At 71.4% G+C, this 26,033-nt stretch carries 19 protein-coding genes and 1 riboswitch; of the genes, 7 read left to right on the top strand and 12 right to left on the bottom strand.

Features of this window, described 5'->3' with window-relative positions; translation table 11 throughout:
- Nucleotides 1-170 precede the first annotated feature (170 nt).
- On the top strand, nucleotides 171-452 hold the full coding sequence (locus tag MTF65_RS28025; protein ID WP_243631764.1) for an HPr family phosphocarrier protein: 282 nt from the start codon (nucleotides 171-173) through the stop codon (nucleotides 450-452).
- A 209-nt stretch (nucleotides 453-661) separates the two neighbouring features.
- Here MTF65_RS28025 and MTF65_RS28020 read toward each other — a convergent pair whose 3' ends face one another.
- From MTF65_RS28020 to MTF65_RS28005, 4 genes are all read right to left on the bottom strand, one after another.
- On the bottom strand, nucleotides 662-1,327 hold the full coding sequence (locus tag MTF65_RS28020) for a GntR family transcriptional regulator (protein WP_243631763.1): 666 nt from the start codon (nucleotides 1,325-1,327) through the stop codon (nucleotides 662-664).
- 200 nt (nucleotides 1,328-1,527) lie between these two features.
- Nucleotides 1,528-2,325, bottom strand: coding sequence for a M23 family metallopeptidase (locus tag MTF65_RS28015; protein WP_243631762.1), 798 nt, complete (start codon nucleotides 2,323-2,325; stop codon nucleotides 1,528-1,530).
- 12 nt (nucleotides 2,326-2,337) lie between these two features.
- A riboswitch (cyclic di-AMP (ydaO/yuaA leader) is annotated at nucleotides 2,338-2,496 on the bottom strand.
- Nucleotides 2,497-2,713: 217 nt separating this feature from the next.
- Nucleotides 2,714-4,081: a pitrilysin family protein gene (locus MTF65_RS28010; protein ID WP_243631803.1), complete on the bottom strand. Its 1,368-nt coding sequence runs from the start codon at nucleotides 4,079-4,081 to the stop codon at nucleotides 2,714-2,716.
- A gap of 20 nt (nucleotides 4,082-4,101) precedes the next feature.
- Complete coding sequence (locus MTF65_RS28005) at nucleotides 4,102-5,457, bottom strand: pitrilysin family protein (RefSeq protein WP_243631761.1); 1,356 nt, start codon at nucleotides 5,455-5,457, stop codon at nucleotides 4,102-4,104.
- 256 nt (nucleotides 5,458-5,713) lie between these two features.
- Between MTF65_RS28005 and MTF65_RS28000 the strand changes: the two genes are divergently transcribed.
- On the top strand, nucleotides 5,714-8,170 hold the full coding sequence (locus MTF65_RS28000; protein ID WP_243631760.1) for a DNA topoisomerase (ATP-hydrolyzing) subunit A: 2,457 nt from the start codon (nucleotides 5,714-5,716) through the stop codon (nucleotides 8,168-8,170).
- A gap of 116 nt (nucleotides 8,171-8,286) precedes the next feature.
- Nucleotides 8,287-10,416, top strand: a complete 2,130-nt coding sequence (locus tag MTF65_RS27995; protein WP_243631759.1) for a restriction endonuclease — start codon at nucleotides 8,287-8,289, stop codon at nucleotides 10,414-10,416.
- A gap of 37 nt (nucleotides 10,417-10,453) precedes the next feature.
- Here the strand turns inward: MTF65_RS27995 and MTF65_RS27990 are convergent, their stop codons facing one another.
- A complete protein-coding gene (locus tag MTF65_RS27990) occupies nucleotides 10,454-11,587 on the bottom strand; it encodes a GTP-binding protein (RefSeq protein WP_243631758.1) in 1,134 nt (377 codons plus the stop codon).
- Between the two features lie 14 nt (nucleotides 11,588-11,601).
- Nucleotides 11,602-12,753, bottom strand: coding sequence for a citrate synthase/methylcitrate synthase (locus tag MTF65_RS27985; protein ID WP_243631757.1), 1,152 nt, complete (start codon nucleotides 12,751-12,753; stop codon nucleotides 11,602-11,604).
- Nucleotides 12,754-12,823: 70 nt separating this feature from the next.
- Here MTF65_RS27985 and MTF65_RS27980 point away from each other — a divergent pair, with 70 nt between their 5' ends.
- The 3 genes from MTF65_RS27980 (at nucleotide 12,824) to MTF65_RS27970 (ending at nucleotide 16,697) form a co-directional block, all read left to right on the top strand.
- Nucleotides 12,824-14,071: a citrate synthase gene (locus MTF65_RS27980; protein ID WP_243631756.1), complete on the top strand. Its 1,248-nt coding sequence runs from the start codon at nucleotides 12,824-12,826 to the stop codon at nucleotides 14,069-14,071.
- 290 nt (nucleotides 14,072-14,361) lie between these two features.
- Nucleotides 14,362-15,993, top strand: coding sequence for a sensor histidine kinase (locus MTF65_RS27975; RefSeq protein WP_243631755.1), 1,632 nt, complete (start codon nucleotides 14,362-14,364; stop codon nucleotides 15,991-15,993).
- Nucleotides 15,990-16,697, top strand: coding sequence for a response regulator (locus tag MTF65_RS27970; protein ID WP_243631754.1), 708 nt, complete (start codon nucleotides 15,990-15,992; stop codon nucleotides 16,695-16,697). The genes MTF65_RS27975 and MTF65_RS27970 overlap by 4 nt, the downstream gene beginning before the upstream one ends.
- Before the next feature lie 29 nt (nucleotides 16,698-16,726).
- Here MTF65_RS27970 and MTF65_RS27965 read toward each other — a convergent pair whose 3' ends face one another.
- The 3 genes from MTF65_RS27965 to MTF65_RS27955 all read right to left on the bottom strand — a co-directional run bounded on the left by MTF65_RS27965 (nucleotide 16,727) and on the right by MTF65_RS27955 (nucleotide 21,073).
- Nucleotides 16,727-18,319 carry a cation acetate symporter gene (locus tag MTF65_RS27965; protein ID WP_243631753.1) on the bottom strand — a complete coding sequence of 531 codons (1,593 nt, stop codon included), beginning with the start codon at nucleotides 18,317-18,319 and terminating at the stop codon, nucleotides 16,727-16,729.
- Entirely contained in the window at nucleotides 18,316-18,801 is a 486-nt protein-coding gene (locus tag MTF65_RS27960; protein WP_243631752.1) for a DUF485 domain-containing protein, read from the bottom strand. Before MTF65_RS27960 ends, MTF65_RS27965 begins: the two co-directional genes overlap by 4 nt.
- A gap of 151 nt (nucleotides 18,802-18,952) precedes the next feature.
- Nucleotides 18,953-21,073 carry a type IIA DNA topoisomerase subunit B gene (locus MTF65_RS27955; protein WP_243631751.1) on the bottom strand — a complete coding sequence of 707 codons (2,121 nt, stop codon included), beginning with the start codon at nucleotides 21,071-21,073 and terminating at the stop codon, nucleotides 18,953-18,955.
- Nucleotides 21,074-21,515: 442 nt separating this feature from the next.
- Between MTF65_RS27955 and MTF65_RS27950 the strand changes: the two genes are divergently transcribed.
- Nucleotides 21,516-21,749, top strand: coding sequence for a hypothetical protein (locus tag MTF65_RS27950; RefSeq protein WP_243631750.1), 234 nt, complete (start codon nucleotides 21,516-21,518; stop codon nucleotides 21,747-21,749).
- A 128-nt stretch (nucleotides 21,750-21,877) separates the two neighbouring features.
- On the opposite strand, the gene MTF65_RS27945 is transcribed toward MTF65_RS27950, so the two are convergent.
- The 3 genes from MTF65_RS27945 to MTF65_RS27935 all read right to left on the bottom strand — a co-directional run bounded on the left by MTF65_RS27945 (nucleotide 21,878) and on the right by MTF65_RS27935 (nucleotide 25,833).
- Complete coding sequence (locus MTF65_RS27945) at nucleotides 21,878-22,795, bottom strand: trypsin-like serine protease (protein WP_243631749.1); 918 nt, start codon at nucleotides 22,793-22,795, stop codon at nucleotides 21,878-21,880.
- A gap of 106 nt (nucleotides 22,796-22,901) precedes the next feature.
- On the bottom strand, nucleotides 22,902-24,479 hold the full coding sequence (locus MTF65_RS27940; protein ID WP_279399610.1) for an RNA polymerase sigma factor: 1,578 nt from the start codon (nucleotides 24,477-24,479) through the stop codon (nucleotides 22,902-22,904).
- 466 nt (nucleotides 24,480-24,945) lie between these two features.
- Nucleotides 24,946-25,833, bottom strand: a complete 888-nt coding sequence (locus MTF65_RS27935) for a FadR/GntR family transcriptional regulator (protein WP_243631748.1) — start codon at nucleotides 25,831-25,833, stop codon at nucleotides 24,946-24,948.
- Nucleotides 25,834-26,033: the final 200 nt, after the last annotated feature.

Here is a 26,033-nt window from a genome sequence, read left to right as displayed (position 1 = left end):
GCCAGGACCGGCCGGACGGTGCCCGCGCGGCGCATGCGGCGACCTGGGGCAAATCAGTGCAAGCTGGGGTAGGTCGAGCGGCGGCAGACGGGGGCCGAAGGTCGGTCGGAGCATTCCGGGTGCCGTGAGAGACTGGTCTAGACAACCGTAAGAACCTGAAGGGCATCACCATGGCAGAGCGCCGCGTCAACGTCGGCTGGGCCGAGGGCCTGCACGCTCGTCCCGCCTCGATCTTCGTCCGCGCGACGACCGCTTCCGGCGTCCCGGTGACCATCGCGAAGGCCGGCGGCGACCCCGTCAACGCCGCTTCCATGCTGGCGGTTCTGGGCCTCGGCGCCCAGGGCGGCGAGGAGATCGTCCTCGCCTCCGACGCCGACGGCGCGGAGGCCGCTCTGGACCGCCTCGCGAAGCTGGTCGCCGAGGGCCTCTCGGAGCTCCCGGAGACCGTCTGACCCTTCGGGTTCACCCCCCGCGTTCGCGCGACCGAGCCGTGGCCCCCGGAACACCGGGGGCCACGGCTCGGGTGTTTATGAAAAGCGGCGCAGCGGAAAATCGGCGTGGTGGTGCGAGGAAAATCGGCGCAGCGCGGAGCGCATCGGAATGCCCCCGAGAATATCTTCCGGGCGCCGCACGAATATCCGTCCTTTGTATACGGCTTTTGTTAATGCGGGCCGCTCGACATGTTTACGGCAGGTTGCGAAGTCCTCACCCGGATCCGGTGCGCGCCCGCCGCCCGGTCCGCGTGTATCGCGGTGAGCGACCGCGCCCGTTCGGCGTCGCCCCGCGCCACCGCGTCCACGATCGCGCCGTGTTCGGCCCAGGACTCCACGGGCCGCGCCGGGGCCTCCACGGAGTACATCCAGGCCACCTTGTGCCGCATCTGCGTCAGCAGCGCGATCAGCCCGGGACTGCCGGAGGCCTGGGCGAGCGTCTCGTGGAACCAGCCGCCCAGGGCCCGCAGGTCCTCGCCCTGACCCCGCCTGGCCCGCTCCTGGCCCAGTCTGACCAGCCCGCGCAGCACTTTCAGGTGCGCCTCGGTGCGCCGGCGGGCGGCCCTGGCGGCCGCGAGGGGCTCCAGCAGCATCCGTACCTCCAGGAGATCCGCGGCCTCCTGTTCGGTCGGCTCGGCCACACAGGCGCCCGCGTGGCGCCGGGTGGTGACGAACCCCTCGGACTCCAGGGTCCGCAGCGCCTCGCGGACGGGGACGCGGGAGACTCCGTACCGCCGGGCCAGCACCTCCTCGGTCAGCCTGCTGCCCGGCCCGAAGACCCCGGAGACAATGTCGTCACGGATCGCTGTGCATACCGCGCGCGCAGGAATACGCAAGACCGGACCTCCGCCAATTCCGACTACCGACCATCAACTACCGACTACCGTGCTGCGACTCTATTGCAACACACGATATTTTCCGAGGACGGCCGGATATTCGAAATATTTGCCATACGAAGAAGACCCCGGCTCGGTGAGCCGGGGTCTTCAGCGAAGCGGTGTGTGCCGCGGTGTGTGCCGCTGGCGCGGTACGCGGGTCAGAGGCTGACGTTGTGCGAGCGCAGGTACGCGACCGGGTCGATGTCCGAGCCGTACTGGGAGCCGGCGCGGGCCTCGAAGTGCAGGTGCGGGCCGCTGGAGTTGCCGGTCGAGCCCGACAGGCCGATCTGCTGGCCCGGGGTGACCTGCTGGCCGGCGGAGACGCTCAGCGAGGACATGTGGGCGTACTGGGTGTACGTGCCGTCGTTGTGCTTGATGACGACGTTGTTGCCGTAGGCGCCGCCCCAGCCCGCCTCGACGACGGTGCCCGCGCCCACCGCGCGCACCGAGGTGCCGGAGGCCGCGTGGAAGTCGATGCCGGTGTGGGTGCCGGAGGACCACATGCCGCCGCCCGCGCCGTACTGGGTGCTGACGTACGAGTCGTCCAGCGGGGTCACGAAGGTGTTGAGGCGCTTGCGCTCCTCCTCCCGGGCCGCGCGCTCGGCGGCGTCACGCTCGGCCTTCGCCTTCGCCTCGGCCGCGCGCTTGGCCTCGGAGGCCTGCTGCTTCGCGTCGGCCTCGGCCTGCGCCATCGCGGCGGTGGCCTCGGCGGCACGCTGCTGGGATTCGGCCTGGGCCTCGATCTCGCCCTGGAGTTCGTCCGCGACGACAACGGCCTTGAGGCTGCCGGTGTCTTCCATGGAGGGGCCATTGCCGTCCGCGGCGAACGCGGGGGCGGCGATGGAGCCGACGACACCGGTGGTGGCGAGGGCTGCGATGCCGGCGTAGCCGGCGGTCTTGCGGCTCAGACGGCTGGAACCACGGTGCTTGCCGGCGGCACGACTGCCAAACGCCATGAAGGGGCTGATCCTTTCCTTCCCTCTCGCCTACCGGGTTAGCTGACGGGTTCGGAGCAGGAAGGTCTCCTACGGGCCCCTCTTGCGAGGCGGTCCGATTCACCCCAGGGACGCATGTGGGTCCCCGGCTCCCCAGGCTCGCGCCTGACGGGGACTCGGCGATCGCTGTCCGGTGCCGCGGATGCGGCGGGTACAACTGACGAACAGCACGCCCGACGCTAGGCGGATCATCAGGCAATCACCAAACAGACTCGGGCTTTTGTTGCGTACGCCACATCACATACGAGCAACCTCGCCACCAAACAGACATAAGGGGCCCCGGCGGACAAGCCGCCGGAGCCCCTTCGGAAACGCTTCGGAAACGCTTCCGAATCAGCCTGGTCGGTGCCTAGTTGGCGACCACCGTGACATCGCCGATCCCGAGGGCGCGGACCGGTTCCTCGATCTCCGCCGCGTCACCCACCAGGATCGTGACCAGCCGGTCCACCGGAAACGCGTTGACGACGGCCGAAGTCGCCTCCACGGTGCCGGTTTCGGCGAGCTGCGCGTACAACCGCGCCTGGTAGTCGTCCGGCAGCTCCTGCTCGACCTGGTCGGCGAGCGTGCCCGCGACGGAGGCCGCCGTCTCGAACTTCAGCGGGGCCACGCCCACCAAGTTCTGCACCGCCACGTCCCGTTCGGCATCGGTCAGACCGCCCTCCGCGAGGGTGCGCAGCACCTTCCAGAGGTCCTCCAGCGCCGGGCCGGTGTTGGGGGTGTCCACCGAGCCGCTGATGGCGAGCATCGAGGCACCCTTGCCGTCCGCCGTGGAACGCAGCACCTGGCCGAAGGCGCGCACGCCGTACGTGTACCCCTTCTCCTCGCGCAGCACCTTGTCCAGACGGGAGGTCAGGGTGCCGCCGAGGCAGTACGTGCCGAGCACCTGGGCCGCCCAGACGCGGTCGTGCCGGTCCGCCCCGATACGGCCGATCAGCAGCTGCGTCTGGACGGCGCCGGGCCGGTCCACGATGACCACGCGGCCGGTGTCGTCGGCGGTGACCGGCGCGACCGGGAGCGCCTCGGCGCCGTTGCCGGTCCAGGTGTCCAGGGTGTCCGCGAGGATGGCGTCCAGGTCGATGCCGGTCAGGTCGCCGACGACCACCGCGGTGGCGGTGGCGGGGCGCACGTGGGCCTCGTAGAAGGCGCGTACGGCCGCGGAGTCGATACGGGCGACCGTGTCCTCCGTGCCCTGGCGCGGGCGGGACATCCGCACGTCGGCCGGGAACAGCTCCTTGGAGAGCTGCTTGGCGGCGCGGCGCTGCGGATTGGCCAGCTCGTGCGGGATCTCGTCGAGCCGGTTGCGCACCAGCCGGTCGATCTCGCTGTCGGCGAAGGCGGGCGCGCGCAGCGCGTCGGCGATCAGGCCGAGGGCCTTGGCCAGCCGGGAGGCCGGCACCTCCAGCGAGACCCGGATGCCCGGGTGGTCGGCGTGCGCGTCGAGGGTGGCGCCGCAACGCTCCAGCTCGGCCGCGAACTCCTCGGCGGAGTGCTTGTCGGTGCCCTCGGACAGGGCGCGGGCCATGATGGTGGCCACGCCGTCCAGGCCCTCGGGCTCGGCGTCCAGCGGCGCGGCGAGGTTGATCTCGACCGCGATGATCTGCTGGCCGGGGCGGTGGCAGCGCAGCAGGGTCAGGCCGTTGCTGAGCGCACCGCGCTCGGGGGCCGGGAAGGCCCACGGTTTGGCCTCGCCCGCCTGCGGCCGCGGGTGGAAGGTCATCGTGACGGCTGCGGTGTCGCTCACTGCTCCGCCCCCTCGCTCTCGTCGTTCTCGGCCGCTGCCTCGGCGGCCTCCGGGGCCGCGATCGGCTCGTACACCAGCACCGCCCGGTTGTCCGGGCGCAGTCGGGCCGCGGCCACGGCCTGGACCTCCTCGGCGGTGATGTCGAGGACCCGCTTGACGGCGGTCAGGGCGAGCTGCGGGTCGCCGAACAGCACCGCGAAGCGGCACAGTTCGTCGGCGCGGCCGGCGACCGTGCTCAGCCGGTCGAGCCACTCCCGCTCCAGCTGCGCCTGGGCGCGCTCCATCTCCTCGGCGGTGGGGCCCTCGGCCGCGAACCGGGCGAGCTCCTCGTCCACGGCCGCCTCGATGTCGGGGACCTCGACGCCGCCGGAGGTCTTGACGTCGAGCCAGCCCAGCGAGGGGGCACCGGCCAGCCGCAGCATGCCGAAGCCGGCCGCGACGGCCGTCTGGTCACGGCGTACCAGGCGGTTGTGCAGCCGGGACGACTCGCCGCCGCCCAGGACGGTCAGCGCCACGTCGGCGGCGTCGCACTCGCGGGTGCCGTCGTGCGGGAGCCGGTAGGCGGCCATCAGGGCACGCGCCGGGACCTTCTCGACGATCTCCTCGCGGAGCTGCTGCCCCATGATCTCCGGCAGCGAGCCGTCACGCGGCGGCTGCTTGCCGTCGTGCGACGGGATCGAGCCGAAGTACTTCTCGATCCAGGCGAGCGTCTGCTCGGGATCGATGTCGCCGACGACCGACAGCACCGCGTTGTTGGGCGCGTAGTACGTACGGAAGAAGTTGCGCGCGTCCTCCAGCGAGGCCGCGTCCAGGTCGGCCATCGAGCCGATCGGGGTGTGGTGGTACGGGTGGCCCTCGGGGTAGGCGAGGGCGGTCAGCTTCTCGAACGCCGTGCCGTACGGCACGTTGTCGTACCGCTGGCGGCGCTCGTTCTTGACGACGTCGCGCTGGTTCTCCATCGACTCGTCGTCCAGGGCGACGAGCAGCGAGCCCATCCGGTCCGCCTCCAGCCACAGCGCGAGCTCCAGCTGGTGGGCGGGCATGGTCTCGAAATAGTTGGTGCGCTCGAAGCTCGTGGTGCCGTTCAGCGAACCGCCGGCACCCTGGACGAGCTCGAAGTGTCCGTTGCCCGGTACGCTCGCCGAGCCCTGGAACATCAGGTGCTCGAAGAGGTGAGCCAGGCCGGTTCGCTCCTTGACCTCATGGCGCGAGCCGACGTCGTACCAGAGGCAGACCGCGGCGACCGGGGTCAGGTGGTCCTCGGAGAGCACCACGCGCAGGCCGTTGGCCAGCCGGTGCTCGGTCGCTGTCAGGCCGCCGGAGCCGGCCTGGGCTGTGGCCGTGTGACCCATGGGCATGTGGTCCCTTCGATCGCGATGTAGAGATTTCTGTCAGACCTGCCACTGTATGCAAGCGCGCCGACGCCCGTAGAAGTTCCCGGGCCTCTCCCCCGGACTCCGTCCGGGGGGACCCCCTGGGGTCGGAGTCGGCGTTGTCGGTGCCTCGGGCCACAATGGTCCGCGTCAACCGAGTCTGACCCGTCCGTACGCCCGCCAGAACACGCCAGACCCCCAGCACACCCTTTCTTGGTTAAGGAGCCGCGCAGCGATGGCCCGCCGCAGCACGAAGACCCCGCCGCCGGAGGATTTCGAGGAGAAGATCCTCGACATCGACGTCGTCGACGAAATGCAGGGCTCCTTCCTCGAGTACGCGTACTCGGTGATCTACTCCCGGGCCCTGCCGGACGCCCGGGACGGCATGAAGCCGGTGCACCGGCGCATCGTCTACCAGATGAACGAGATGGGCCTGCGCCCCGACCGCGGCTACGTGAAGTGCGCCCGCGTCGTCGGCGAGGTCATGGGCAAGCTGCACCCGCACGGTGACGCGTCGATCTACGACGCCCTCGTGCGCATGGCCCAGCCCTTCTCGATGCGGCTGCCGCTGGTCGACGGCCACGGCAACTTCGGCTCGCTCGGCAACGACGACCCGCCGGCCGCGATGCGGTACACCGAGTGCAAGATGGCCGACGCCACGTCGCTGATGACGGAGTCGATCGACGAGGACACCGTCGATTTCACCGCCAACTACGACGGCCAGGAGCGGGAGCCGGTGGCGCTGCCCGCCGCGTACCCGAACCTGCTGGTCAACGGCGCCTCCGGGATCGCGGTCGGCATGGCCACCAACATGCCCCCGCACAACCTGGGGGAGGTCATCGCGGCCGCCCGGCACCTGATCCGGTACCCGCAGGCGGACCTGGAGGCGCTGATGCGCTTCGTACCGGGTCCCGACCTGCCCACGGGCGGCCGGATTGTCGGCCTGTCCGGGATCAAGGACGCCTACGAGAACGGCCGCGGCACCTTCAAGATCCGCGCGACGGTGACGGTGGAGACCGTGACGGCGCGCCGCAAGGGCCTGGTCGTCACCGAACTGCCCTTCACGGTCGGCCCCGAGAAGGTCATCGCGAAGATCAAGGACCTCGTCGGCTCGAAGAAGCTCCAGGGCATCGCCGACGTCAAGGACCTCACCGACCGCTCGCACGGTCTGCGCCTGGTCATCGAGATCAAGAACGGCTTCCACCCGGAGGCCGTGCTGGAGCAGCTCTACAAGCTGACGCCGATGGAGGAGTCCTTCGGCATCAACAACGTCGCGCTGGTCGACGGGCAGCCGCTGACGCTCGGCCTCAAGGAGCTGCTGGAGGTCTACCTCGACCACCGCTTCGAGGTCGTGCGGCGGCGCAGCGAGTTCCGCCGGAGCAAGCGCCGCGACCGGCTGCACCTGGTCGAGGGCCTGCTCGTGGCTCTGCTCGACATCGACGAGGTCATCCGCCTCATCCGGGACAGCGACAACTCCGCGCAGGCCAAGGAGCGGCTGATCGAGCACTTCTCGCTGAGCGAGATCCAGACCCAGTACATCCTGGACACCCCGCTGCGCCGGCTCACCCGCTTCGACCGGATCGAGCTGGAGTCCGAGCGCGACCGGCTGAACGGCGAGATCGACGAGCTGACCGGGATCCTGGAGTCCGACACCGAGCTGCGCAAGCTGGTCTCCTCGGAGCTGGCGGCCGTCGCGAAGAAGTTCGGCACCGAGCGGCGCACGGTCCTGCTGGAGTCGGCGGCTACGGCGGTCGGGGCGGTTCCGCTGGAGGTCGCGGACGACCCGTGCCGGGTGCTGCTGTCCTCCACGGGCCTGCTGGCGCGCACCGTGACCGGCGAACCCCTGCCCGAGACGGAGGGCGGCTCCCGCGCGAAGCACGACCTGATCGTCTCGCAGGTCGCGGCGACGGCCCGGGCCGAAGTCGGAGTGGTCACCTCGTACGGGAGGCTGCTGCGGCTCGCGGTGATCGACCTGCCGCAGCTGCCGGACACCCATGCCGCGCCGAACCTGGCGGGCGGCGCCCCGGTCTCGGAGTTCATCTCGGGGCTGGAGGCGGACGAGAAGGTGATCTGCCTGACCTCGCTGGACGAGTCCTCTCAGGGCCTGGCCCTGGGCACCGAGCAGGGCGTGGTCAAGCGCGTCGTGCCGGACTACCCGGCGAACAAGGACGAGCTGGAGGTCATCACCCTCAAGGACGGCGACCGGATCGTCGGCGCGGTCGAGCTGCGGACGGGTGAGGAGGACCTGGTCTTCCTCACCGACGACGCCCAGCTGCTGCGCTACCCGGCGAGCCAGGTGCGCCCGCAGGGCCGCCCGGCGGGCGGCATGGCGGGCATCAAGCTCTCCGACAACGCCAAGGTGATCCACTTCTCGGCGGTGGACCCGGCCCGGGACGCACTGGTGTTCACGGTGGCGGGCTCGCAGGGGACGCTCGACGACTCGGTGCTGTCCGGGAAGCTGACCCCGTTCGACCAGTACCCGCGCAAGGGCCGGGCCACCGGCGGGGTGCGCTGCCAGCGGTTCCTCAAGGGTGAGGACCTGCTGGTGCTGGCCTGGGCCGGGAACACCCCGGTCCGCGCGGCCGCCGCGAACGGCACTCCGGCCGAGCTGCCCGCCGTGGACCCGCGCCGGGACGGCTCGGGGACCCCGCTGCCCGCCGCCGTCGCGGCGTTGGCGGGAGCCGCGCTGTAGGACGCGCGCTGTAGGACGTACGACGGCATTCAGGTGGTACGCCCAACGGGGGACGTACCACCTGAATGGCGACTAGTGTTTTCCCTCTTGGTGTTGGTGGGGGGAGTACACAGCTGATGAGTCGTCGGTCGGGCGGATTGATCGGGGACTGGGCCGAGGCCCAGCGCCGGCAGCAGCGGACGCAGCTGATCCAGCAGCGGGAGGCGGAGCGCCGTCAGCGGGCCTACGAGCGCGACGTGGCCCGGGGTCAGCGGGAGCAACAGGCCGCCTACCGGCAGCACCGCGAGGCCGAGGCACGGCGGCAGACCGAGCTGATCGAGGCGGATGCCGCCCGCCTGCGGGGCCTGCTGGCCGCGGGCTGCCGGGCGCCGGCGTTCCGGACGGCCGCGCTGGTCCGGTCCGAGCGGCTCGAACCCTTCGACCCGGGCACGCTGGCGCACCCCGTGCCGATGCCGCAGCTCCAACAGTTCCAGCAGGTCCAGCAGCAGAGCGGCGGCTGGACCCTCGGCTCCGGCCGCCGGGCCCAGGCGGAGCGGGAGGCACACGCGCGGTACACGCAGGCGTGGCAGGCGGCGCACGCGGCGGAGGCCCAGCGGCAGCGGCAGCTGGCGGAGTACCGGCAGCAGTACGACCGGTGGGCGGCCGAGCAACTGGCCGGGATCCGGCAGCACAACAGCGGGCTCACCGAGCTGGCGCGGGCCCTGCGGGCCGGGGACTCCGAGGCGGCGGTGGAGTACTTCTCGGCCGCTCTCTACTCCTCCACGGTCTGGCCCGAGGCGCTGCCGAGGCAGGTGGCGGCAGCGTACGACCCGGCGGCGCGCCAGCTGGTGCTGGACTGGGAGCTGCCGGCGTACGGGGTGGTGCCGGAAGCCAGGTCGGTGCAGTACCTGCCGAGTACGGACCAGGACAAGACGAAGCCCCGCCCGGCCACGGAGCGGCGGGCCCTGTACCGGGACCTGCTGGCGCAGTGCGTGCTGCTGGTGGTGCGCGAGCTGTACGCGGCGGACGAGTTCGGCGTGCTGGACTCGGTCGTGGTCAACGGCTTCGTGGACTGCCACGATCCGGTGACGGGGCGGGAGGCGCAGTTCGTACTCGCCACGGTGTCGGCGCCGCGTACCGCCTTCGCGGGGCTGCGGCTGGAGCAGGTCAGCGCGGTGGACTGCCTGGTGGAGGGGTTGCACGGGCAGCTGTCGGCGCGGCCGGACCAGTTGACGGCCGTGCGCCCCGGCCGTCGGCCCGGTGAGGTGGGCGGTGTCGTCAGCCACGGCGGGCACGCGGGCGACGACGAGGACGAGCCCGACCTCTTCGTGATGGACCCGATCGCCTTCGAGAACCTGGTGGCAGAGCTCTTCCGGGCGATGGGCATGGAGGCGGTGACCACCCAGCGGTCGGGCGACGGCGGGGTGGACGTCGAGGCGCTGGACCCGGCCCCGATCCGGGGCGGGCGGATCGTGGTGCAGGTCAAGCGCTACCGCAATACCGTTCCGCCCACGGCGGTACGGGACTTGTACGGCACGGTCCAGGACGCGGGGGCGAACAAGGGGGTGCTGGTCACCACCTCGTCCTTCGGGCCCGGGTCGTACACCTTTGCCAACGGCAAGCCGCTGGAGTTGGTTCCCGGGGCGCAGCTGGTGGAACTGCTGCAGCAGCATGGGCTGCGGGGGCGGCTGGGCGGCGGCGAGGTGCCCGCGCAGCGGGCGGCCGAGCCGACCCCCACCCTGATCGCGACCCCGAACGCGAATCCAAGCCCGGCCCTGCCCGAGGACCACAACGTGCTCGGCATGTCCTGGTCGGGTTCGGTGGCGCTCGACGTGTGCGCGCTGGTCTGCGAGGGCAACCGCGTGCTGAGCGAGGACCATTTCGTCTTCTTCAACAACCCCCGGACCCCGGAGGGTTCGGTGCGGGCCCGCGCGCACGCGGCCCCCGACAAGGCCGCTCTGGAGGTCGCCTTCGACGGGCTGCCCCAGGCCGCCGACCGCCTGGTCCTCGTCGCCGCGGTCGACCCGGAGGTCAATCCGGACGCCGATCTGGCCGGCTTCACCGACGCGCACGTCCGCCTGCTCGGCGCGGCCGGGGAGGAACTCGACCGGCTGGAGGTCTCCGACGGCCGGGCCGGCGAAACCGCCCTGGTCCTCGGCTCGTTCCGGCGCCGCTCCAACGGCGACTGGAACTTCGTCATCGGCGGCAAGGGCTACCGCGGCGGCCTGGAGGACCTCCTGCGCGAGTACGGCGTCGAAGTCGGCTGACGGCCGGGGCGGGGCAGGGCAGAGCAGAGCAGAGCCGCTAAGGCGTGCCCGCCTCAGCTGCTGCGGCCTGCTCTTCCGCCGGATGCCGCCCTTCCGGGGTTTCCGCAGGCCGGGCCACGTACCGCAGGATGCCCCACATGCTCTCGGGGCTCCCCTTCTGCGGGGCCGGTTCGCGGCAGGCCTCCAGCTCCCGCAGCAGACCGGGGCCGTCCGTGCCCGAACCGATCAGGACGAGCTGGGTCAGGCGCGGTTCGCCCCGCCCCCAGGGGCCGGGGGCGAAGCGGAGGAAGCGGCCGACCGCGTGGACCTCGTAGCGCTCTTCGTGGCCGGGCACGCCGAAGTAGACGAAACCCTTGATCCGGTAGAGCCCGGCGGGGCGGCGGTCGAGGAACTCGATGAACCGGCGCGGGCTCAGGGCCTGCTCGGACACGAACTCCGTGCTCTCGTAGACCGTGTGGGCGTGCCCGGCGTTCCCGGCGTGCTCGTGGTGAACGTCCTCGTCGGCGTGGTGGCCGGCCTCCGCCAGCAGGTCCTCGAAGGACAGCTGCCCGCGGGTCTCCGTCCAGGGGCGGCGGTCGAAGAGCAGCTCCGGGTCGATCCGCCCGTGGTCGGCCCCGATGACGGGGGTCCCCGGCCCGCGGAGCGTGGCGAGCACGCCCTTGATCCGGGCCCGTTCGGCGGGGTCCACCCGGTCCGTCTTGTTGAGCACGACCAGGTCCGCGACGGCGATGTGGCGGTCGGTCTCCGGGTGCGTGGCTCGGGTGGTGTCGAACTCCGCCGCGTCCACGAGCTGCACCATGCCGCCGTAGCGGATCGCCGGATTCTCGCTTGCCATGAGCATCCGGATCATCTCCTGCGGCTCGGCCAGGCCACTCGCCTCGATGACGATCACGTCGATGCGGTGGATGGGCGCGGAGAGCTTCTCCAGGTACGCGTCCAGCTCGCTGCCGTCCACCGCGCAGCACAGGCAGCCGCTGCCGAGGGAGACCATCGAGTCCCCGACCTGCCCGGCCACCGACATCGCGTCGATCTCGATCGACCCGAAGTCGTTGACCACGACCCCGATCCTGGTGCCTCCCCTGTTTCTCAGGAGGTGGTTGAGCACGGTGGTCTTGCCGGATCCGAGGAATCCGGCGAGGACGACGACGGGGATGGGCTGCCTGCTGTTCACCCGGCCGATCGTAGTCAGCCCAGCGGGGGTACCGGCTGCGGCGGGGTGGGGCCGGTGTACCGGGCGGCCGGACGGATGATCTTCGAGTCGGCGGCCTGTTCGAGGATGTTCGCGCTCCAGCCGATCACGCGCGCCGCGCAGAAGGTCGGGGTGAACATCTCGCGGGGCAGCCCGCACAGCTCCATGACCACGCCGGCGTAGAACTCCACGTTGGTGTGCAGCTCGCGGCCCGGCTTGAGCTCGGCCAGGATCCGCTCGACGTGCTGTTCGACCTCGACCGCGAGGTCCACGAGCGGACCACCGAACTCGCGGGCGATGTCCCGCAGCATGCGCGAGCGCGGGTCCTCGGTGCGGTACACGGGGTGGCCGAAGCCCATGATCCGGTCCCCGGCGAGGACCCGTTCGCGGATCCACGGGTCGATGCGGTCCGGCGTGCCGATGGCGTCGAGCGTGTCCAGGGCCCGGCTGGGGGCGCCGCCGTGCAGCGGGCCGGAGAGCGCGCCGATCGCCCCGGTCAGGCAGGCCACGACATCGGCGCCGGTGGAGGCGATCACGCGGGCGGTGAAGGTCGAGGCGTTGAACCCGTGGTCGACGGTGGAGATCAGGTACCGCTCGACGGCGCGGGCCTTGACCGGGTCGGGCTCCTCCCCGGTCAGCATGTACAGGTAGTTGGCGGCGTACGGGAGATCCGCGCGCGGCTCCACCGGCTCCAGGCCCTCCCCGAGCCGGTGCAGGGCGGTGAGCAGGGTCGGAACGGCGGCGCAGGCGGCCAGCGCGTCGGCGGCCCGGCGCCCGGGGCCGAGATCGTAGACCGGGCGGAAGCCGGCCGAGGCGCCGAGCAGGGAGAGCGCGGTGCGCAGTCCGGCGAGCGGGCCGGACAGGGCGGTGGCCCGCGCGAGGGCGGGCAGGGCCTCCCGTACCTCTGCGGGCAGCACGCGCAGCGGGGCGATCTCGGCGGCGAACGCGGCCCGCTCGGCGGCGTCCGCGGGCAGGGCGCCGCGGAACATCAGATGCCACACGTCCTCGAAGCCGCGGCTCTGGGCGAGCTCGACGGCGGAGTACTGGCGGTAGTGGTAGAAGCCCTCGCGGCCACGGACGTCACCGAGCTCGGTCTCGGTGACCACGACTCCCGCGAGACCACGGGGCACATCGACACTGGTATTCATGGATTGACCATCCATGCTTGACTCAATGCTTGTCAATGTTGATCCAATCAATATATGTAGGGTGTACGTCATGAACGACAGGGCGGCCGGCGGGCACAGGCTCAGTACCCGGCAAGCTGCGGAAGTGCTCGGTGTGAAGCCCGCGACCGTGTACGCGTACGTGAGCCGCGGGCAGCTCACGAGCCGCCGCGACCCGATCGGCCGCGGCAGCAGCTTCGACGCCGCCGAGGTCGAGGCCCTGGCCACGCGGAACCGGCGCGAGGCCGCGGGCCCCACCGGCTCCACAGGGGAGCTCTCCGTCCGGACCTCGATCACGCTCATCGAGCCCGACCGGTACTACTTCCGCGGCGTGGACGCGGTGGAGCTGGCCTCGCGCCACCCGTACGAGGAAGTCGCCGAGTGGCTCTGGACGGGCACACTGCCGCGCGGGGCCCGGTTCATCGCGCCCCCCGAGCTGCTGGCGGCAGCCCGCCGGGCCGTGGCCGCCCTGCCCGAGCACAGCGGGCCCATCGACCGGCTGCGCGTGGCCACCGCCGCCGCGGCCGTGGCGGATCCGCTGCGCTTCGACCTGTCCCCCGAGGCCGTACTGGGCGCCGCGCGCTGCCTGATCCCCACCCTGGTCGGCGCCCTGCCCGAAGCCGGCAAGGCCGGCTGGCGCGGGGACGGCCGGCTGGCCCGGCAGCTGTGGACCCGGCTGACGGCGCGGGAGCCCGACCCGGACGCGCTGGCCACGCTGGACCTGGCCCTCACCCTGCTCATCGACCATGATCTGGCCGCCTCGACCCTGGCCGTACGGGTGGCCGCGTCGGCGCGCGCCCATCCGTACGCGGCGGTGTCGGCCGGACTCGGGGCGCTCGAAGGCCCGTTGCACGGCGCGGCCGGGCGGCTCGCGCACCGGATGCTGGCAGAAGCGCTGGAGCGGGGCGGTGCCGCGCCCGTGGTCGCGGACCACCTGCGGGCGGGGCGGCGGGTCCCGGGGCTCGGCCACCGGCTGTACCCGGGCGAGGACCCGAGGGCCCGGGCGCTGTTCGCGCGGCTGGAGACCATGCCCCAGGCGGGTCCGGCCCTGGCGGCGGCCTGGGAGGTCGTCGCCACCGCCGCCGCCCGGCGGCCCGGACTGCACGCCAACGTGGACCTGGCGCTGGCCGTGCTGACGGTGTCCTGCGGGATGCCGGCGGAGGCGGGCGAGACGGTGTTCGCGGTGGCCCGCACCGCGGGCTGGATCGCGCATGCCCTGGAGGAGTACCAGGAGCAGCCGCTGCGGATGCGGCCCAGCGGGATCTACCAGGGCCCCCGCCCGCCACAGCCATTGCCGTGACGGGCGGATAAGGCCGATGCCCGCTCACATGCCGGTCGGCCCGGTCCGGCCCCGCGAAGGCGGGCGCCGACCACCCGCACGCTCCCAGGGGCTGTTCCACTGAGGGCGGACCCGCGGCCACGGCGTATGGGATCCACGGCGCGACCGCCGCAGCCGTCGCCCCGGCCGCCGCCCTGCTCCCGCGCGGGCCCCCGGCGGCAGTCGCCCGGACCAGGACGGGCCGCTCGGAGTGAAATGTGCCGCACCCGAGGGAATTCCGCTGGGGCCGATGCCGACCTAGGTTGTTTGTCATGCGGTTCCCCCTCTTGAGCGCTCGGCGCCTCGGGCTGCCCAGACGGGCCGTCTCCCAGATCCTGCTGACCCAGCTGGCCATCGCCGCCGGGGTCGCCGTCCTGGCCACCGGGCTCTTCCTGGCCCCGCTCAGCGCACAGCTCGACGACCAGGCGATGCGGCGTGCCCTGGCGATCGCGCAGAGCGCCGCCGCCGACCCGGCACTGGCCGCCGACCTGCTGACCGAGGATTCGGCGGACGGCGGGCCCTCGGCGGACAGCCCGGTGCAGTCCTCGGCCGAGCGGGTCCGCCGGGCCACCGGAGCCGAGTACGTGGTCGTCATGGATCTGAACGGCATCCGCCACTCCCACCCCAGCGTCGGCCGGATCGGGCTGCCCGTCTCCACCGACCCGAGCGACGCCCTGGCCGGCCGCGAGGTCATGGAGATCGACGAGGGCACGCTGGGCCGCTCCGCACGCGGCAAGGTCCCGCTCGTCGCCGCCGACGGGGAGATCGTCGGCGCCGTCTCGGTGGGCATCGCCTACGACAGCGTCCGCGACCGGCTCCTCGGCGCCATCCCCGGCCTGCTCGCCTACGCGGGCGGCGCCCTGGCGGCGGGAGCGCTCGCCGCCTACCTGCTGTCCCGCCGCATCCAGCGCCAGACCCGCGACCTCGCCTTCTCCGATATCGCGGGGCTGCTCGCCGAACGCGAGGCCATGCTGCACTCCATCCGCGAGGGCGTGGTCGCCCTCGACCGGGGCGGCCGGATCCGGCTGGTCAACGACGAGGCCGCCCGGCTGCTGGGCCTCGCTCCCGACTCCGCCGCGGCCGTCGCCGGGCGCCCGCTGGACGACGTACTCGGCGCGGGCCGGACCACCGACGTCCTCGCCGGCCGGGTCACCGGCCGGGACCTGCTCACCGTGCGGGGCCCCCGGGTCCTGGTCGCGAACCGCATGCCCACGCAGGACGGCGGCGCCGTGGCCACCCTGCGCGACCGAACCGAACTGGAGCACCTGGGCCGCGAGCTCGACTCCACCCGGGGCCTCATCGACGCCCTGCGCGCGCAGGACCACGAGCACGCCAACCGCCTCCACACCGTCCTCGGCCTGCTGGAGCTGGGCCTGCACGAGGAGGCGGTGGAGTTCGTGACCGAGGTCGTCGGGGTGCACCGCAGCACCGCCGAGCAGGTCACCGAGAAGGTCCACGATCCGCTGCTGGCCGCACTCCTCGTGGGCAAGACCACGGTCGCCGCCGAGCGCGGCGTGCCGCTCCGGCTCGCCGAGTCCACCCTCCTCCCCGACCGCCTGGTAGACCCCGGCGGCCTCGTCACGATCGTCGGCAACCTGGTCGACAACGCGCTCGACGCGGCGGCGGGCTCGGCGGTGCCCCTGGTCGAGGTGGACATCCACACGGAGGGCCGGACCGCCGTCCTCCGCGTCCGCGACAGCGGCCCCGGCGTCCCCGCCGCGCGGCGCGAGGAGATCTTCACCGAGGGCTGGTCCACGAAGCAGCCCAGCCGCCACCGCGAGCGCGGGCTCGGTCTCGCGCTCGTACGCCGCCTCGCGGAACGGCAGGGCGGCAGCGTCCGGGCCGGGGAAGCAGCGGACGGAGGGGCGGAGTTCTCCGTCGTACTCCCGGAGGCCCTGCGATGAACGCGCCCCCGAGCAGGGTGTTCGCCGTATTGGTCGTCGACGACGACATGCGGGTTGCCCGGATCAACGCGGCGTACGTGGCGAAGGTTCCCGGCTTCGAGGTGACGGCCCAGGCCCACTCGGCGGCCGAGGCCCTGGAACTGCTGTCGACCCGCCCGGTGGACCTGATCCTCCTCGACCACTACCTCCCGGACGAGAACGGGCTGGACCTGGTCCGCCGCCTGCGCCAACGCGGCGACGGCACCGACGTGATCATGGTGACGGCCGCCCGCGATCTGGCCACGGTCCAGGCCGCGATGCGCCTCGGCGCCCTCCAGTACCTGGTCAAACCCTTCACCTTCGGCGCGCTGCGCACCAGGCTCGAAGCCTACGGGTCGCTGCGCCGCAGCCTGGAGACCGGCGGCGAGGCCGAACAGGCCGAGGTGGACCGCATCTTCGGCACCCTCGCCTCCGCAGGCACCCCCAACGAACTCCCCAAGGGGCACTCCCCCACCACCGCCGAAGTGGTCCGGCAAGTCCTCGTCACGGCCGACGGCCCCCTCTCCACCCAGCAGATCGCCGACCGCGCCGGCATCAGCCGCCAGACCGCCCAGCGCTATCTGAAGCTCCTCGACCGCACCGGCCGCGTCACCCTCGCCCTCCGCTACGGCGAAACAGGCCGCCCGGAACACCGCTACACCTGGCGCCCGGCAGAACGGAGCTGACCGGACCTGACCTGACCGGAGCAGACCACTCACACGGCGCCGGCCCCCGTCAGGGAGCGGACCTCCGTCTCCGCGTGCTTGGCCGCGTCCGGCTCCTCGGCCGAGGTGACCGTGCCCAGCCAGCCCGCCAGGAAGCCCAGCGGGATCGAGACGATCCCCGGGTTCTGCAGCGGGAAGTACTGGAAATCCACCCCCGGGAAGAGGGATTCGGGGCTGCCGGAGACCACCGGCGACAGCACCACCAGCAGTACGGCCGGCAACAGCCCCCCGTACACCGACCAGACGGCCCCCCGTGTCGTGAAGTTCCGCCAGAACAGCGAGTACATCAGCACCGGCAGATTCGCCGAGGCCGCCACCGCGAAGGCCAGCCCCACCAGGAACGCCACGTTCAGGTTCTGGGCGAGCAGCCCGAGCGCGATCGCCACCGTCCCGATCCCGACGGCCGCGACCCGCGCGACCGCGACCTCGCTGTGCTGCCGCGCGTGGCGGCGCTTGAGCGAGGCGTACAGGTCGTGTGCCACGGACGCCGACGAGGCCAGGGTGATCCCCGCGACCACCGCCAGGATGGTGGCGAAGGCGATGGCCGCCACGAAGGCGAACAGCACCGCGCCCCCGGTGGAGCCCGCGCCCCCGCCCAGGAACGCCGCGAGCAGCGGAACCGCCGTGTTCCCGGAGGCGTTGGAGGCCCGGACCGCGTCCGGGCCCAGCAGTGCGGCCGCCCCGAACCCGAGCACGATGGTCATCAGGTAGAAGCCGCCGATCAGCACGATCGCCCACACCACCGACCGGCGGGCCGCCCGCGCCGTCGGCACCGTGTAGAAGCGCGACAGGATGTGCGGCAGCCCGGCGGTTCCCAGGACCAGCGCGAGCCCGAGGCTCATGAAGTCGAAGCGGGCGGTCCAGTCCCCCCCGTACTTGAGCCCCGGGCTCAAGAACCGGGCGCCGTGCCCGCTGCGTTCCGCCGCACTCGTCAGCAGCTGGTCGAAGTTCCCGTGGAAGCGCAGCAGCACCAGCGCCGTGAGCGTGATCGCCCCGCCCATCAGCAGTACGGCCTTGACGATCTGGATCCACGTGGTGGCCCGCATCCCGCCGAAGGACACGTACACCACCATCAGCGCGCCGACCCCGATCACGGTCAGCGTCCGGGCGGTGGTGCCCGAATCCCCGAGCAGCAGACCGACCAGGCTCCCCGCACCGACCATCTGCGCGACGAGGTACAGCACCGAGACGGTGACCGAGGAGGTGCCGGCCGCGATCCGCACGGGCCGCTCGCTCATCCGCGCGGCGACCACGTCGGCCAGCGTGAAACGCCCGCAGTTCCGCACCAGTTCGGCGACCAGGAACAGGACGACGAGCCAGGCGACGAGGAAGCCCACCGAGTACAGCATGCCGTCGTAGCCGAAGAGCGCGATCAGCCCGGAGATGCCCAGGAAGGAGGCGGCGGACATGTAGTCGCCGGCGATGGCGAATCCGTTCTCCAGCGGGGAGAACAGCCTCCCGCCCGCGTAGAACTCCTCCGCCGATCCCTGCCGGTTGCGGCTGACCCACGTGGTGATGCCCAGGGTGACCGCGATGAAGACGCTGAACAGGATCAGCGCGAGATTCTGGTGCTCGGCGGTCACCGGTCGGCTCCCCGGCTACGGGACCGCTCCTGGCCGCGCTCCTGCTCGAACACCGTCCAGCGCAGGTCCAGGGCCGCCCGGTCCCGGCGGAGCCGCGCGTGCCGGGTGTAGGCCCAGGTCAGCAGGAAGGTGCTGAGGAACTGGCCGAGTCCCGCCAGCAGGGCCACGTTGACCGCGCCGGCCACGGGCCGGGCCATCACCCCGGGCGCGGCGGTCGCGGCGACCACGTAGGCGAGGTACCAGAGGAAGAAGCCGGCGGTCGCCGGGACGACGAATCCGCGGTAGCGGCTGCGGACCTCCTGGAAGGCGGCGCTGCGCTGCACTTCGAGGTAGATGTCGGATGCGCCGGGCGCGGGGCGGCCGCCGGGGGCCGGACGCGGCGGGGCCGCGTCCCCGCCCTCGCCCCAGCCGACGGCCAGCGCGTCGTACCAGGGGTCGTCCAGCCGGATCGTTCCGGCATCACGACCTTCGTGCTTGTCCACCGAACTCTCCTTGCCCGCCGCCGCATTGGCCGCGTGTCCACAAGGATGTGCGCAATGGTCGCTTTCCGGACTGATGTCCGGCGCTCTTCACCCCTTCAGGTGATGGAGTGAAGAGCGCCGGTGTGCCGGGGGGGTGTGGCGCCCCGCCGCCTCAGGCGTCGATGCGCGAGCGGTCGAGGGTCGCCGCGGAGCCGGTGATGAACTCCTTGCGGGGGGCCACCTCGTTGCCCATCAGCAGGTCGAAGACCTGCTCGGCCGAGTCCAGGTCGCCGATGTTGATCCGCCGCAGGGTGCGGAAGCGGGGGTCCATGGTGGTCTCGGCCAGCTGGTCCGCGTCCATCTCGCCCAGGCCCTTGTACCGCTGGATCGAGTCCTTGTACCGGATGTTCTTGCGCTGGTACTCCAGCAGGGTCTGGCGCAGTTCGCTGTCCGAGTACGTGTAGACGTACTTGTCCTGGCCCTTCTTCGGCTGGACCAGCTCGATCCGGTGCAGCGGCGGCACGGCCGCGAAGACCCGGCCCGCCTCGACCATCGGCCGCATGTACCGCTGGAAGAGCGTCAGCAGCAGGCAGCGGATGTGCGCGCCGTCCACATCGGCGTCGACGAGCAGGACGATCTTTCCGTACCGGGCCGCGTCGATGTCGAAGGTCCGGCCCGAGCCGGCTCCTATGACCTGGATGATCGCCCCGCACTCGGCGTTCTTGAGCATGTCCGAGACCGACGACTTCTGGACGTTCAGAATCTTGCCGCGGATCGGCAGGAGCGCCTGGAATTCCGAATTCCGGGCGAGCTTGGCGGTACCGAGGGCGGAGTCACCCTCGACGATGAAGAGCTCGCTACGCTCCACGTCGTCACTGCGGCAGTCGGCCAGCTTGGCGGGCAGCGAGGAGGACTCCAGCGCGGTCTTGCGGCGCTGCGCCTCCTTGTGCTGGCGGGCCGCGATCCGGGTCCGGGCGGCCGCGACGATCTTCTCCATCACGGAGCGGGCCTGCTGCTTGTCGTCCCGCTTGGTGGAGGTCAGGAAGGCCTTGAGCTCCTTGGAGACCACGGCGGCGACGATCCTGGCGGCCGCGGAGGTGCCGAGCACCTCCTTGGTCTGGCCCTCGAACTGGGGCTCGGCGAGGCGGACGGTGACGACGGCCGTCATGCCCTCCATCGCATCGTCCTTGACCACGTCGTCCTCGGCGACGCGCAGCAGCTTGGCTGAGCGCAACACCTCGTTCACGGTCTTGGTGACCGAGCGCTCGAAGCCGGAGATGTGGGTGCCGCCCTTGGGGGTGGCGATGATGTTCACGAACGACTTGACGTTGGTCTCGTAGCCCGTGCCCCAGCGCAGGGCGATGTCCACACCGAGCTCGCGGGTGACCTCGGTGGGGGTCATGTGGCCGCGGTCGTCGAGGACCGGGACGGTCTCCTTGAAGGTTCCGGTGCCGGTCAGGCGGAGCACGTCGCAGACGGCCTTGTCCTGGGCGAGGTACTCGCAGAACTCGCTGATGCCCCCGTCGAAGCGGAAGGTCTCCTCGGTCTTGCCGGCCCCTTCGAGGGCGCGCTCGTCGCGGACGACGATGGTCAGGCCGGGGACGAGGAAGGCGGTCTGGCGGGCGCGCTGGTAGAGCGTGTCCAGTGTGAGCTTGGCGTCCTTGAGGAAGATCTGGCGGTCGGCCCAGTAGCGGACCCGGGTGCCGGTCTTGCCCTTGGTGATCCGCTTGATCTTGCGCAGGCCGTTGGCGGGGTCGAAGGGGCTGTCGGGGCCCTGCTCGGTGAACATGCCGGGGACGCCGCGGCGGAAGCTGATGGCGTGCGTCGAGCTGCCCCGGTCCACCTCGACGTCGAGTCGGGCGGAGAGGGCGTTGACCACGGAGGCGCCGACGCCGTGCAGGCCGCCGGAGGCCGCGTACGAGCCGCCGCCGAACTTGCCGCCCGCGTGCAGCTTGGTCATGACGACCTCGACACCGGACAGGCCGGTCTTGGGCTCCACGTCGACGGGGATGCCGCGGCCGTTGTCCCGGACCTCCACGGAGGAGTCCTCGTGGAGGATCACCTCGATGTGGTCGCAGTAGCCGCCCAGGGCCTCGTCGACGGAATTGTCGATGATCTCCCAGAGGCAGTGCATCAAGCCACGGCTGTCGGTGGAGCCGATATACATGCCGGGGCGCTTGCGGACGGCCTCGAGGCCTTCGAGGACGAGCAGGTGCCGCGCGGTGTAGTTGGAGCCGTCCCGGTCTGCTCCGGTCAGCAGTGCGCTGGAAGGCACGGACGTGTCGGCGGTCACGCAGTTCGCTCCTCGCTGAATTTCTTTTCTGGCCCGGCTGGGCACAGGGGTGGGTGGGTGCCCGTCAGAGGGTACCGAGGCCTGGTAGAGCCGATGCAACGCCACCCATGCCCTTCATCAGCCTAGTCCAGATCCGCACGGTTGTTCGATCCCCCGGGCGGGTGAAGCAAACATCACGTTCCCTTCCACGCATGAACCATTTAGGGTTCGGGCACGTCCTCATGCACAACCGGCACTCACGCCGGGGAGGACGGGAACTGCTACAGCGAACGACTGACAACGCGAAACCGTAAAGCAACGCATACGGTCCTTCGCCGCCAACCGGCAGCAGCCGGCCAGCTTCGGAAGGAAGTTTCGAGGAAAAGCCGCGAGCGGGAACGTTTTCGGCCTGGTTGGATGTTGACCCTGGTACGACAGCTCGTCGAGCTAGAGAAGAGGCGACGTGACTACTGTTCTGACACCCGCGACCCCGCTGACGGCCGCTGACCGATGCGACCGTTGCGGCGCCCAGGCATATCTGCGCGTCGTCCTGCTGAGCGGCGGTGAACTGCTCTTCTGCGCCCACCACGGGCGTAAGTTCGAGCCGGAACTCAAGAAGATCGCCGCGGAAATACAGGATGAGACCGAGCGGCTTACGTCCGCTCCGGCTGCAAACGCCGACACCGAGGACCGCTGACACAGGCCTACACCTCGACATCCGACGAGCCAGGACCGGCCAGGCCGGTCGACGGGCGGCACCTCTGAGACCCAGGGATGCCGCCCGTCCTCATGTTCGAGCGCGTTCGCGACCCGTACATACGTCCGCTATGCCCCCTTGGCGGGGCTTGTGGCGGGCCCAGAGAGCCCGTGGGCACCCTGGGTGGCGTTCTGGTCCCGCGCCGGCCAGGAGGCCGTCTCGGCGGCGCTCACGAAGCCGGCCAGCGGCGCGATCCTCGTGTAGACGCCCGGACTGTCCGCCAGCCCACAGCCGCGCCCCCAGGACACGACCCCGATGAGCCGGCCCCGGGCCACCAGCGGCCCCCCGCTGTCCCCCTGGCAGGCGTCCTTGCCACCATCCCGGTCACCCGCGCACACCATGGAGTCGGCCAGGTACTTCCCGTCACGGTCGCCCGGATAGGCCGCCTCGCAGACCTCGTCCTCCAGCACCGTCACCGGCGCGGCGCGCAGCCCGTACGCGTAGTCGCCGAACCCGCTCGTGTCTCCCCAGCCGTATACGGCGGCCTCGGTTCCGGCCTGGTAGCCGGGATCGCCGCCCTCGGCCACGGGGAGTACGTAGTGCGCCGGCACGGCTTCCTCGAGTTCCAGTACGGCGAGGTCCCCGGCGTTGCTGGCGGGGTCGTAGCCCGGGTTCACGCGGGCTCCGCGCACCGCGATCTCCCGGCCGTCGTCCGCCCGCAGCTCCGTACGTCCAGTGATCACCCGGAAGTCGGGGAGGGACTCGACCGGGCCGCCCAGGACCTCGCGCCCCAGGCAGTGGGCGGCGGTGAGCACCTTGGTCGGGGCGACGATCACACCCCCGCAGAACTGCCCGCCCCTCGTACCTCCGAACCGGTCACGGCTGGCGAGGGCCACCACCCAGGGGCTGTCGGCCACCTTGACCGGCTTCCCGCCTATGACCACGCTGTCCGCGGCCGCCTTCGGGGCCTGGGTGAGCGGTGCGGTGGCCGCACCGGCCACCAGGGTCAGCGCACCCGCCAGGAGACGGGCAAGGGGACGACGCATGTGGGCTCCTGACTCCGAGTGTGTGTGACTGCACCCAGAGTGGAATGCCCAGTGGCCGTGCGCACCCGCGCACGGCCACTGATGAGGCTCCCGGCCGACGGCCCGGTCAGTCGAGGTAGTCGCGCAGCACCTGCGAGCGGGACGGGTGGCGCAGCTTCGACATCGTCTTGGACTCGATCTGGCGGATGCGCTCACGCGTGACGCCGTAGACCTTGCCGATCTCGTCCAGGGTCTTGGGCTGGCCGTCCGTGAGGCCGAAGCGCATCGAGACCACGCCGGCCTCGCGCTCGCTGAGGGTGTCGAGCACCGAGTGCAGCTGCTCCTGGAGCAGCGTGAAGGAGACCGCGTCCGCCGGGACGACCGCCTCGGAGTCCTCGATCAGGTCACCGAACTCGCTGTCGCCGTCCTCGCCGAGCGGGGTGTGCAGGGAGATCGGCTCGCGGCCGTACTTCTGGACCTCGATGACCTTCTCGGGGGTCATGTCGAGTTCCTTGGCCAGCTCCTCCGGGGTGGGCTCGCGGCCCAGGTCCTGGAGCATCTGGCGCTGCACGCGGGCGAGCTTGTTGATGACCTCGACCATGTGCACGGGGATGCGGATGGTGCGGGCCTGGTCGGCCATGGCGCGGGTGATCGCCTGCCGGATCCACCAGGTCGCGTACGTGGAGAACTTGTAGCCCTTGGTGTAGTCGAACTTCTCGACCGCGCGGATCAGACCCAGGTTGCCCTCCTGGATCAGGTCCAGGAAGAGCATGCCGCGGCCGGTGTAGCGCTTGGCGAGGGAGACCACGAGGCGGAGGTTGGCCTCCAGCAGGTGGTTCTTGGCGCGGCGGCCGTCCTCGGCGATGATCTCCAGCTCGCGCTTGAGCTTGGGCGCCAGTTTGTCGGAGTTCGCCAGCTTGTCCTCGGCGAACAGGCCCGCCTCGATGCGCTTGGCGAGCTCGACCTCCTGCTCGGCGTTGAGCAGCGGCACCTTGCCGATCTGCTTGAGGTAGTCCTTGACCGGGTCGGCGGTGGCACCCGCGACGGCGACCTGCTGGGCCGGGGCGTCGTCCTCGTCGTCCGAGATGACGAAGCCCTTGCTCTCGGCGCCGTCCTCTTCCTCTTCGGCCTCGCCCTTGGCCGCGCCGGGCGCATCCTCGGCGGACTCTTCGTCGCCGGCCTCGTCGGCGTCCTTCTTGGCCGCGGTCTTCTTGGCGGCCGTCTTCTTCGCGGTGGTCTTCTTCGCGGCGGTCTTCTTGGCCGCCGTCTTCTTCGCGGCCGTCTTCTTGGCGGGCGCTTCGGTTCCGGGCTCCTGGGCCAGGGCGTCCGCGGTCTCGGGCTCCGCGGGGTCGGCCTCCGGGGCCGCGGTGGCGGCGGCCGGCTCTGCCGCCGTCTTCGCCGCGACGGTCTTCGTGGCCGTCCGCTTGGCCGGGCTCTTCGCTGCGACGCTCTTGCGGGTGGTGCGCTTGGGCGACTCCGCGGCACTGACCATCAGCGTCACACCCTCTTCCTCGAGGATCTGGTTGAGGCTGCGCAGAACATTCTTCCACTGGGTCGCAGGAATCTGGTCAGCCTCGAAGGCCCGACGCACGTCATCGCCGGCGATCTGCCCCTCGGCCTTGCCCCGCTCGATGAGCGCCATCACGGACTCGGAATCGGCGATCTCCGGCGGGAGCGTACGGGATGTGCTGGCCGACACGAACAACCTCTCGGAACGATGGAAACGGCTTCCGACCCCGGCCTGGTGCTGGACCGGAGCCGACGACCACCGACTGGGGATGGGCCGGGGGCGCGGGCAGGGACCGGGGAGCTGCACAGCACCCGCAAGGGCTGCTGTGTTCCCTCCGTCGGCCATCACCTCTTAGGTCATCGCGTGACGTCGCGGAGCGTTACGCCCAATCTTCGTGGCCCGAGTCACATCTCGTTTGCGCCCAAGCCGGTCATACGGTCATACGCGGGGCCCGGGCGGTCCGCCAGAGCCGCGTTCCGGGCGCCTTCCGCGCGCCTTCCGAGGGGCTTCCGGTGGGGCTTCTGGGGCCTTCCGGGGCGGGAGCAGACCTTCGGAGGGGCTCTGGGACGCCGCCGGGCGCCGGGCCGTCACGCTCGTGTCGCCGGACCCGGCCGGGCCCGGCGACCACTGGTGCACCCGCATGCCCCCACGCGTTCGCCCGTCAGTGCTCGCGCGGGGCGGGGACCACGCGCTCGACCTCCGGATGCACCGTCAGAAGCTGACGCATGGCGTTCTCGGCTCCCGTCGCGTCGCCCGCGGCCAGGGCCTCGACCATCCGCGCGTGGTGTGCGACGCAGCTCTCGCTGGGGCGTTCACATGCGGTGATGGGGCTGCCGGAGACGTGGAGGGCGGAGGAGACGATGCCGGAAAGGTGCTCCAGCATGCGGTTGCCGGCGACCTGAATGAGGAGGGAGTGGAACTCGTTGTCCGCGCGCGCGAAGGTGATCGAGTCACCCTGGCCCAGAGCGTGGCCCATGATCTCGACCATGTCGGCGAGGCGCTGCTGGATGTCCGGGCGGCCGTGTCCGGCGGCGAGGCGCGCGGCGAGCGGCTCGATGGTCCAGCGGAGTTCGTTGAGCTCGCGGCGCTGGTCGTCGCGCTGGGGGCCGAAGGCCCGCCACTCGATGATGTCGGGGTCGAGCAGGTTCCAGTCGGCGACCGGACGGACCCGGGTGCCGACATTGGGCCGGGCGCTGACGAGGCCTTTGGCCTCCAGGACCCGCAGCGATTCGCGGACGACCGTACGGGAGACCTCGAAGCGCTGCCCGATCTCCTCGGGGACCAGCGGACGGTCCGCGCCCAGGTCGCCGGAAACGATCATCTGGCCGAGCTGCTGGACGAGTTGGCCGTGCAGTCCGCGACCGCGGCTTCCTGCCGCGCGACGGCCGACCCGGCTCAACTCGACATCGCCTCCGTCCCAGTGGGGCGCTCCCACGCGCTCGGACCCGGGGGTCTCCGCGTAGGGGTAGCGGTCGAGTTCGCCCGGACCGGCGAGGCCGGATTCGGCGTGGCGGGCGGTGGTCATCATGGTGTGCGCAAGGGTACTCACGCATCCTTTGTCGGCCTCGCCTCCATCGCCCTTGAGGTCTTTGCTGAAAAGCACACGAAAGGGTGATCGGTGCCACCTACGCAATTGACGACTTATCGTAAAGAACCGGGCCATTTGCGGGGAGTTGCGGTCCGCTTCGCGTGATGCGGACTTCAACGGTCTGGTTGGCGACTCCTCCGGCATCGGAATGATCACCAACG

This window comes from Streptomyces sp. APSN-46.1 (assembly GCF_022815725.1).
Lineage (GTDB): Bacteria > Actinomycetota > Actinomycetes > Streptomycetales > Streptomycetaceae > Streptomyces.
The sequence above is the reverse complement of the archived record's forward strand: the minus strand, read 5'-3'. Positions and strand labels throughout refer to the sequence as shown.

What these genes read in the sequence shown, in the direction of transcription:
- MTF65_RS28025 (WP_243631764.1), top strand. Translation starts at nt 171, where the DNA reads ATGGCAGAGCGCCGCGTCAACGTCGGCTGGGCCGAGGGCCTGCACGCT.
- MTF65_RS28015 (WP_243631762.1), bottom strand. Translation starts at nt 2,325, where the DNA reads ATGGCGTTTGGCAGTCGTGCCGCCGGCAAGCACCGTGGTTCCAGCCGT.
- MTF65_RS28010 (WP_243631803.1), bottom strand. Translation starts at nt 4,081, where the DNA reads ATGACCTTCCACCCGCGGCCGCAGGCGGGCGAGGCCAAACCGTGGGCC.
- MTF65_RS27995 (WP_243631759.1), top strand. Translation starts at nt 8,287, where the DNA reads ATGAGTCGTCGGTCGGGCGGATTGATCGGGGACTGGGCCGAGGCCCAG.
- MTF65_RS27980 (WP_243631756.1), top strand. Translation starts at nt 12,824, where the DNA reads ATGAACGACAGGGCGGCCGGCGGGCACAGGCTCAGTACCCGGCAAGCT.
- MTF65_RS27975 (WP_243631755.1), top strand. Translation starts at nt 14,362, where the DNA reads ATGCGGTTCCCCCTCTTGAGCGCTCGGCGCCTCGGGCTGCCCAGACGG.
- MTF65_RS28005 (WP_243631761.1), bottom strand. Translation starts at nt 5,457, where the DNA reads ATGGGTCACACGGCCACAGCCCAGGCCGGCTCCGGCGGCCTGACAGCG.
- MTF65_RS27945 (WP_243631749.1), bottom strand. Translation starts at nt 22,795, where the DNA reads ATGCGTCGTCCCCTTGCCCGTCTCCTGGCGGGTGCGCTGACCCTGGTG.
- MTF65_RS27985 (WP_243631757.1), bottom strand. Translation starts at nt 12,753, where the DNA reads ATGAATACCAGTGTCGATGTGCCCCGTGGTCTCGCGGGAGTCGTGGTC.
- MTF65_RS27970 (WP_243631754.1), top strand. Translation starts at nt 15,990, where the DNA reads ATGAACGCGCCCCCGAGCAGGGTGTTCGCCGTATTGGTCGTCGACGAC.
- MTF65_RS28000 (WP_243631760.1), top strand. Translation starts at nt 5,714, where the DNA reads ATGGCCCGCCGCAGCACGAAGACCCCGCCGCCGGAGGATTTCGAGGAG.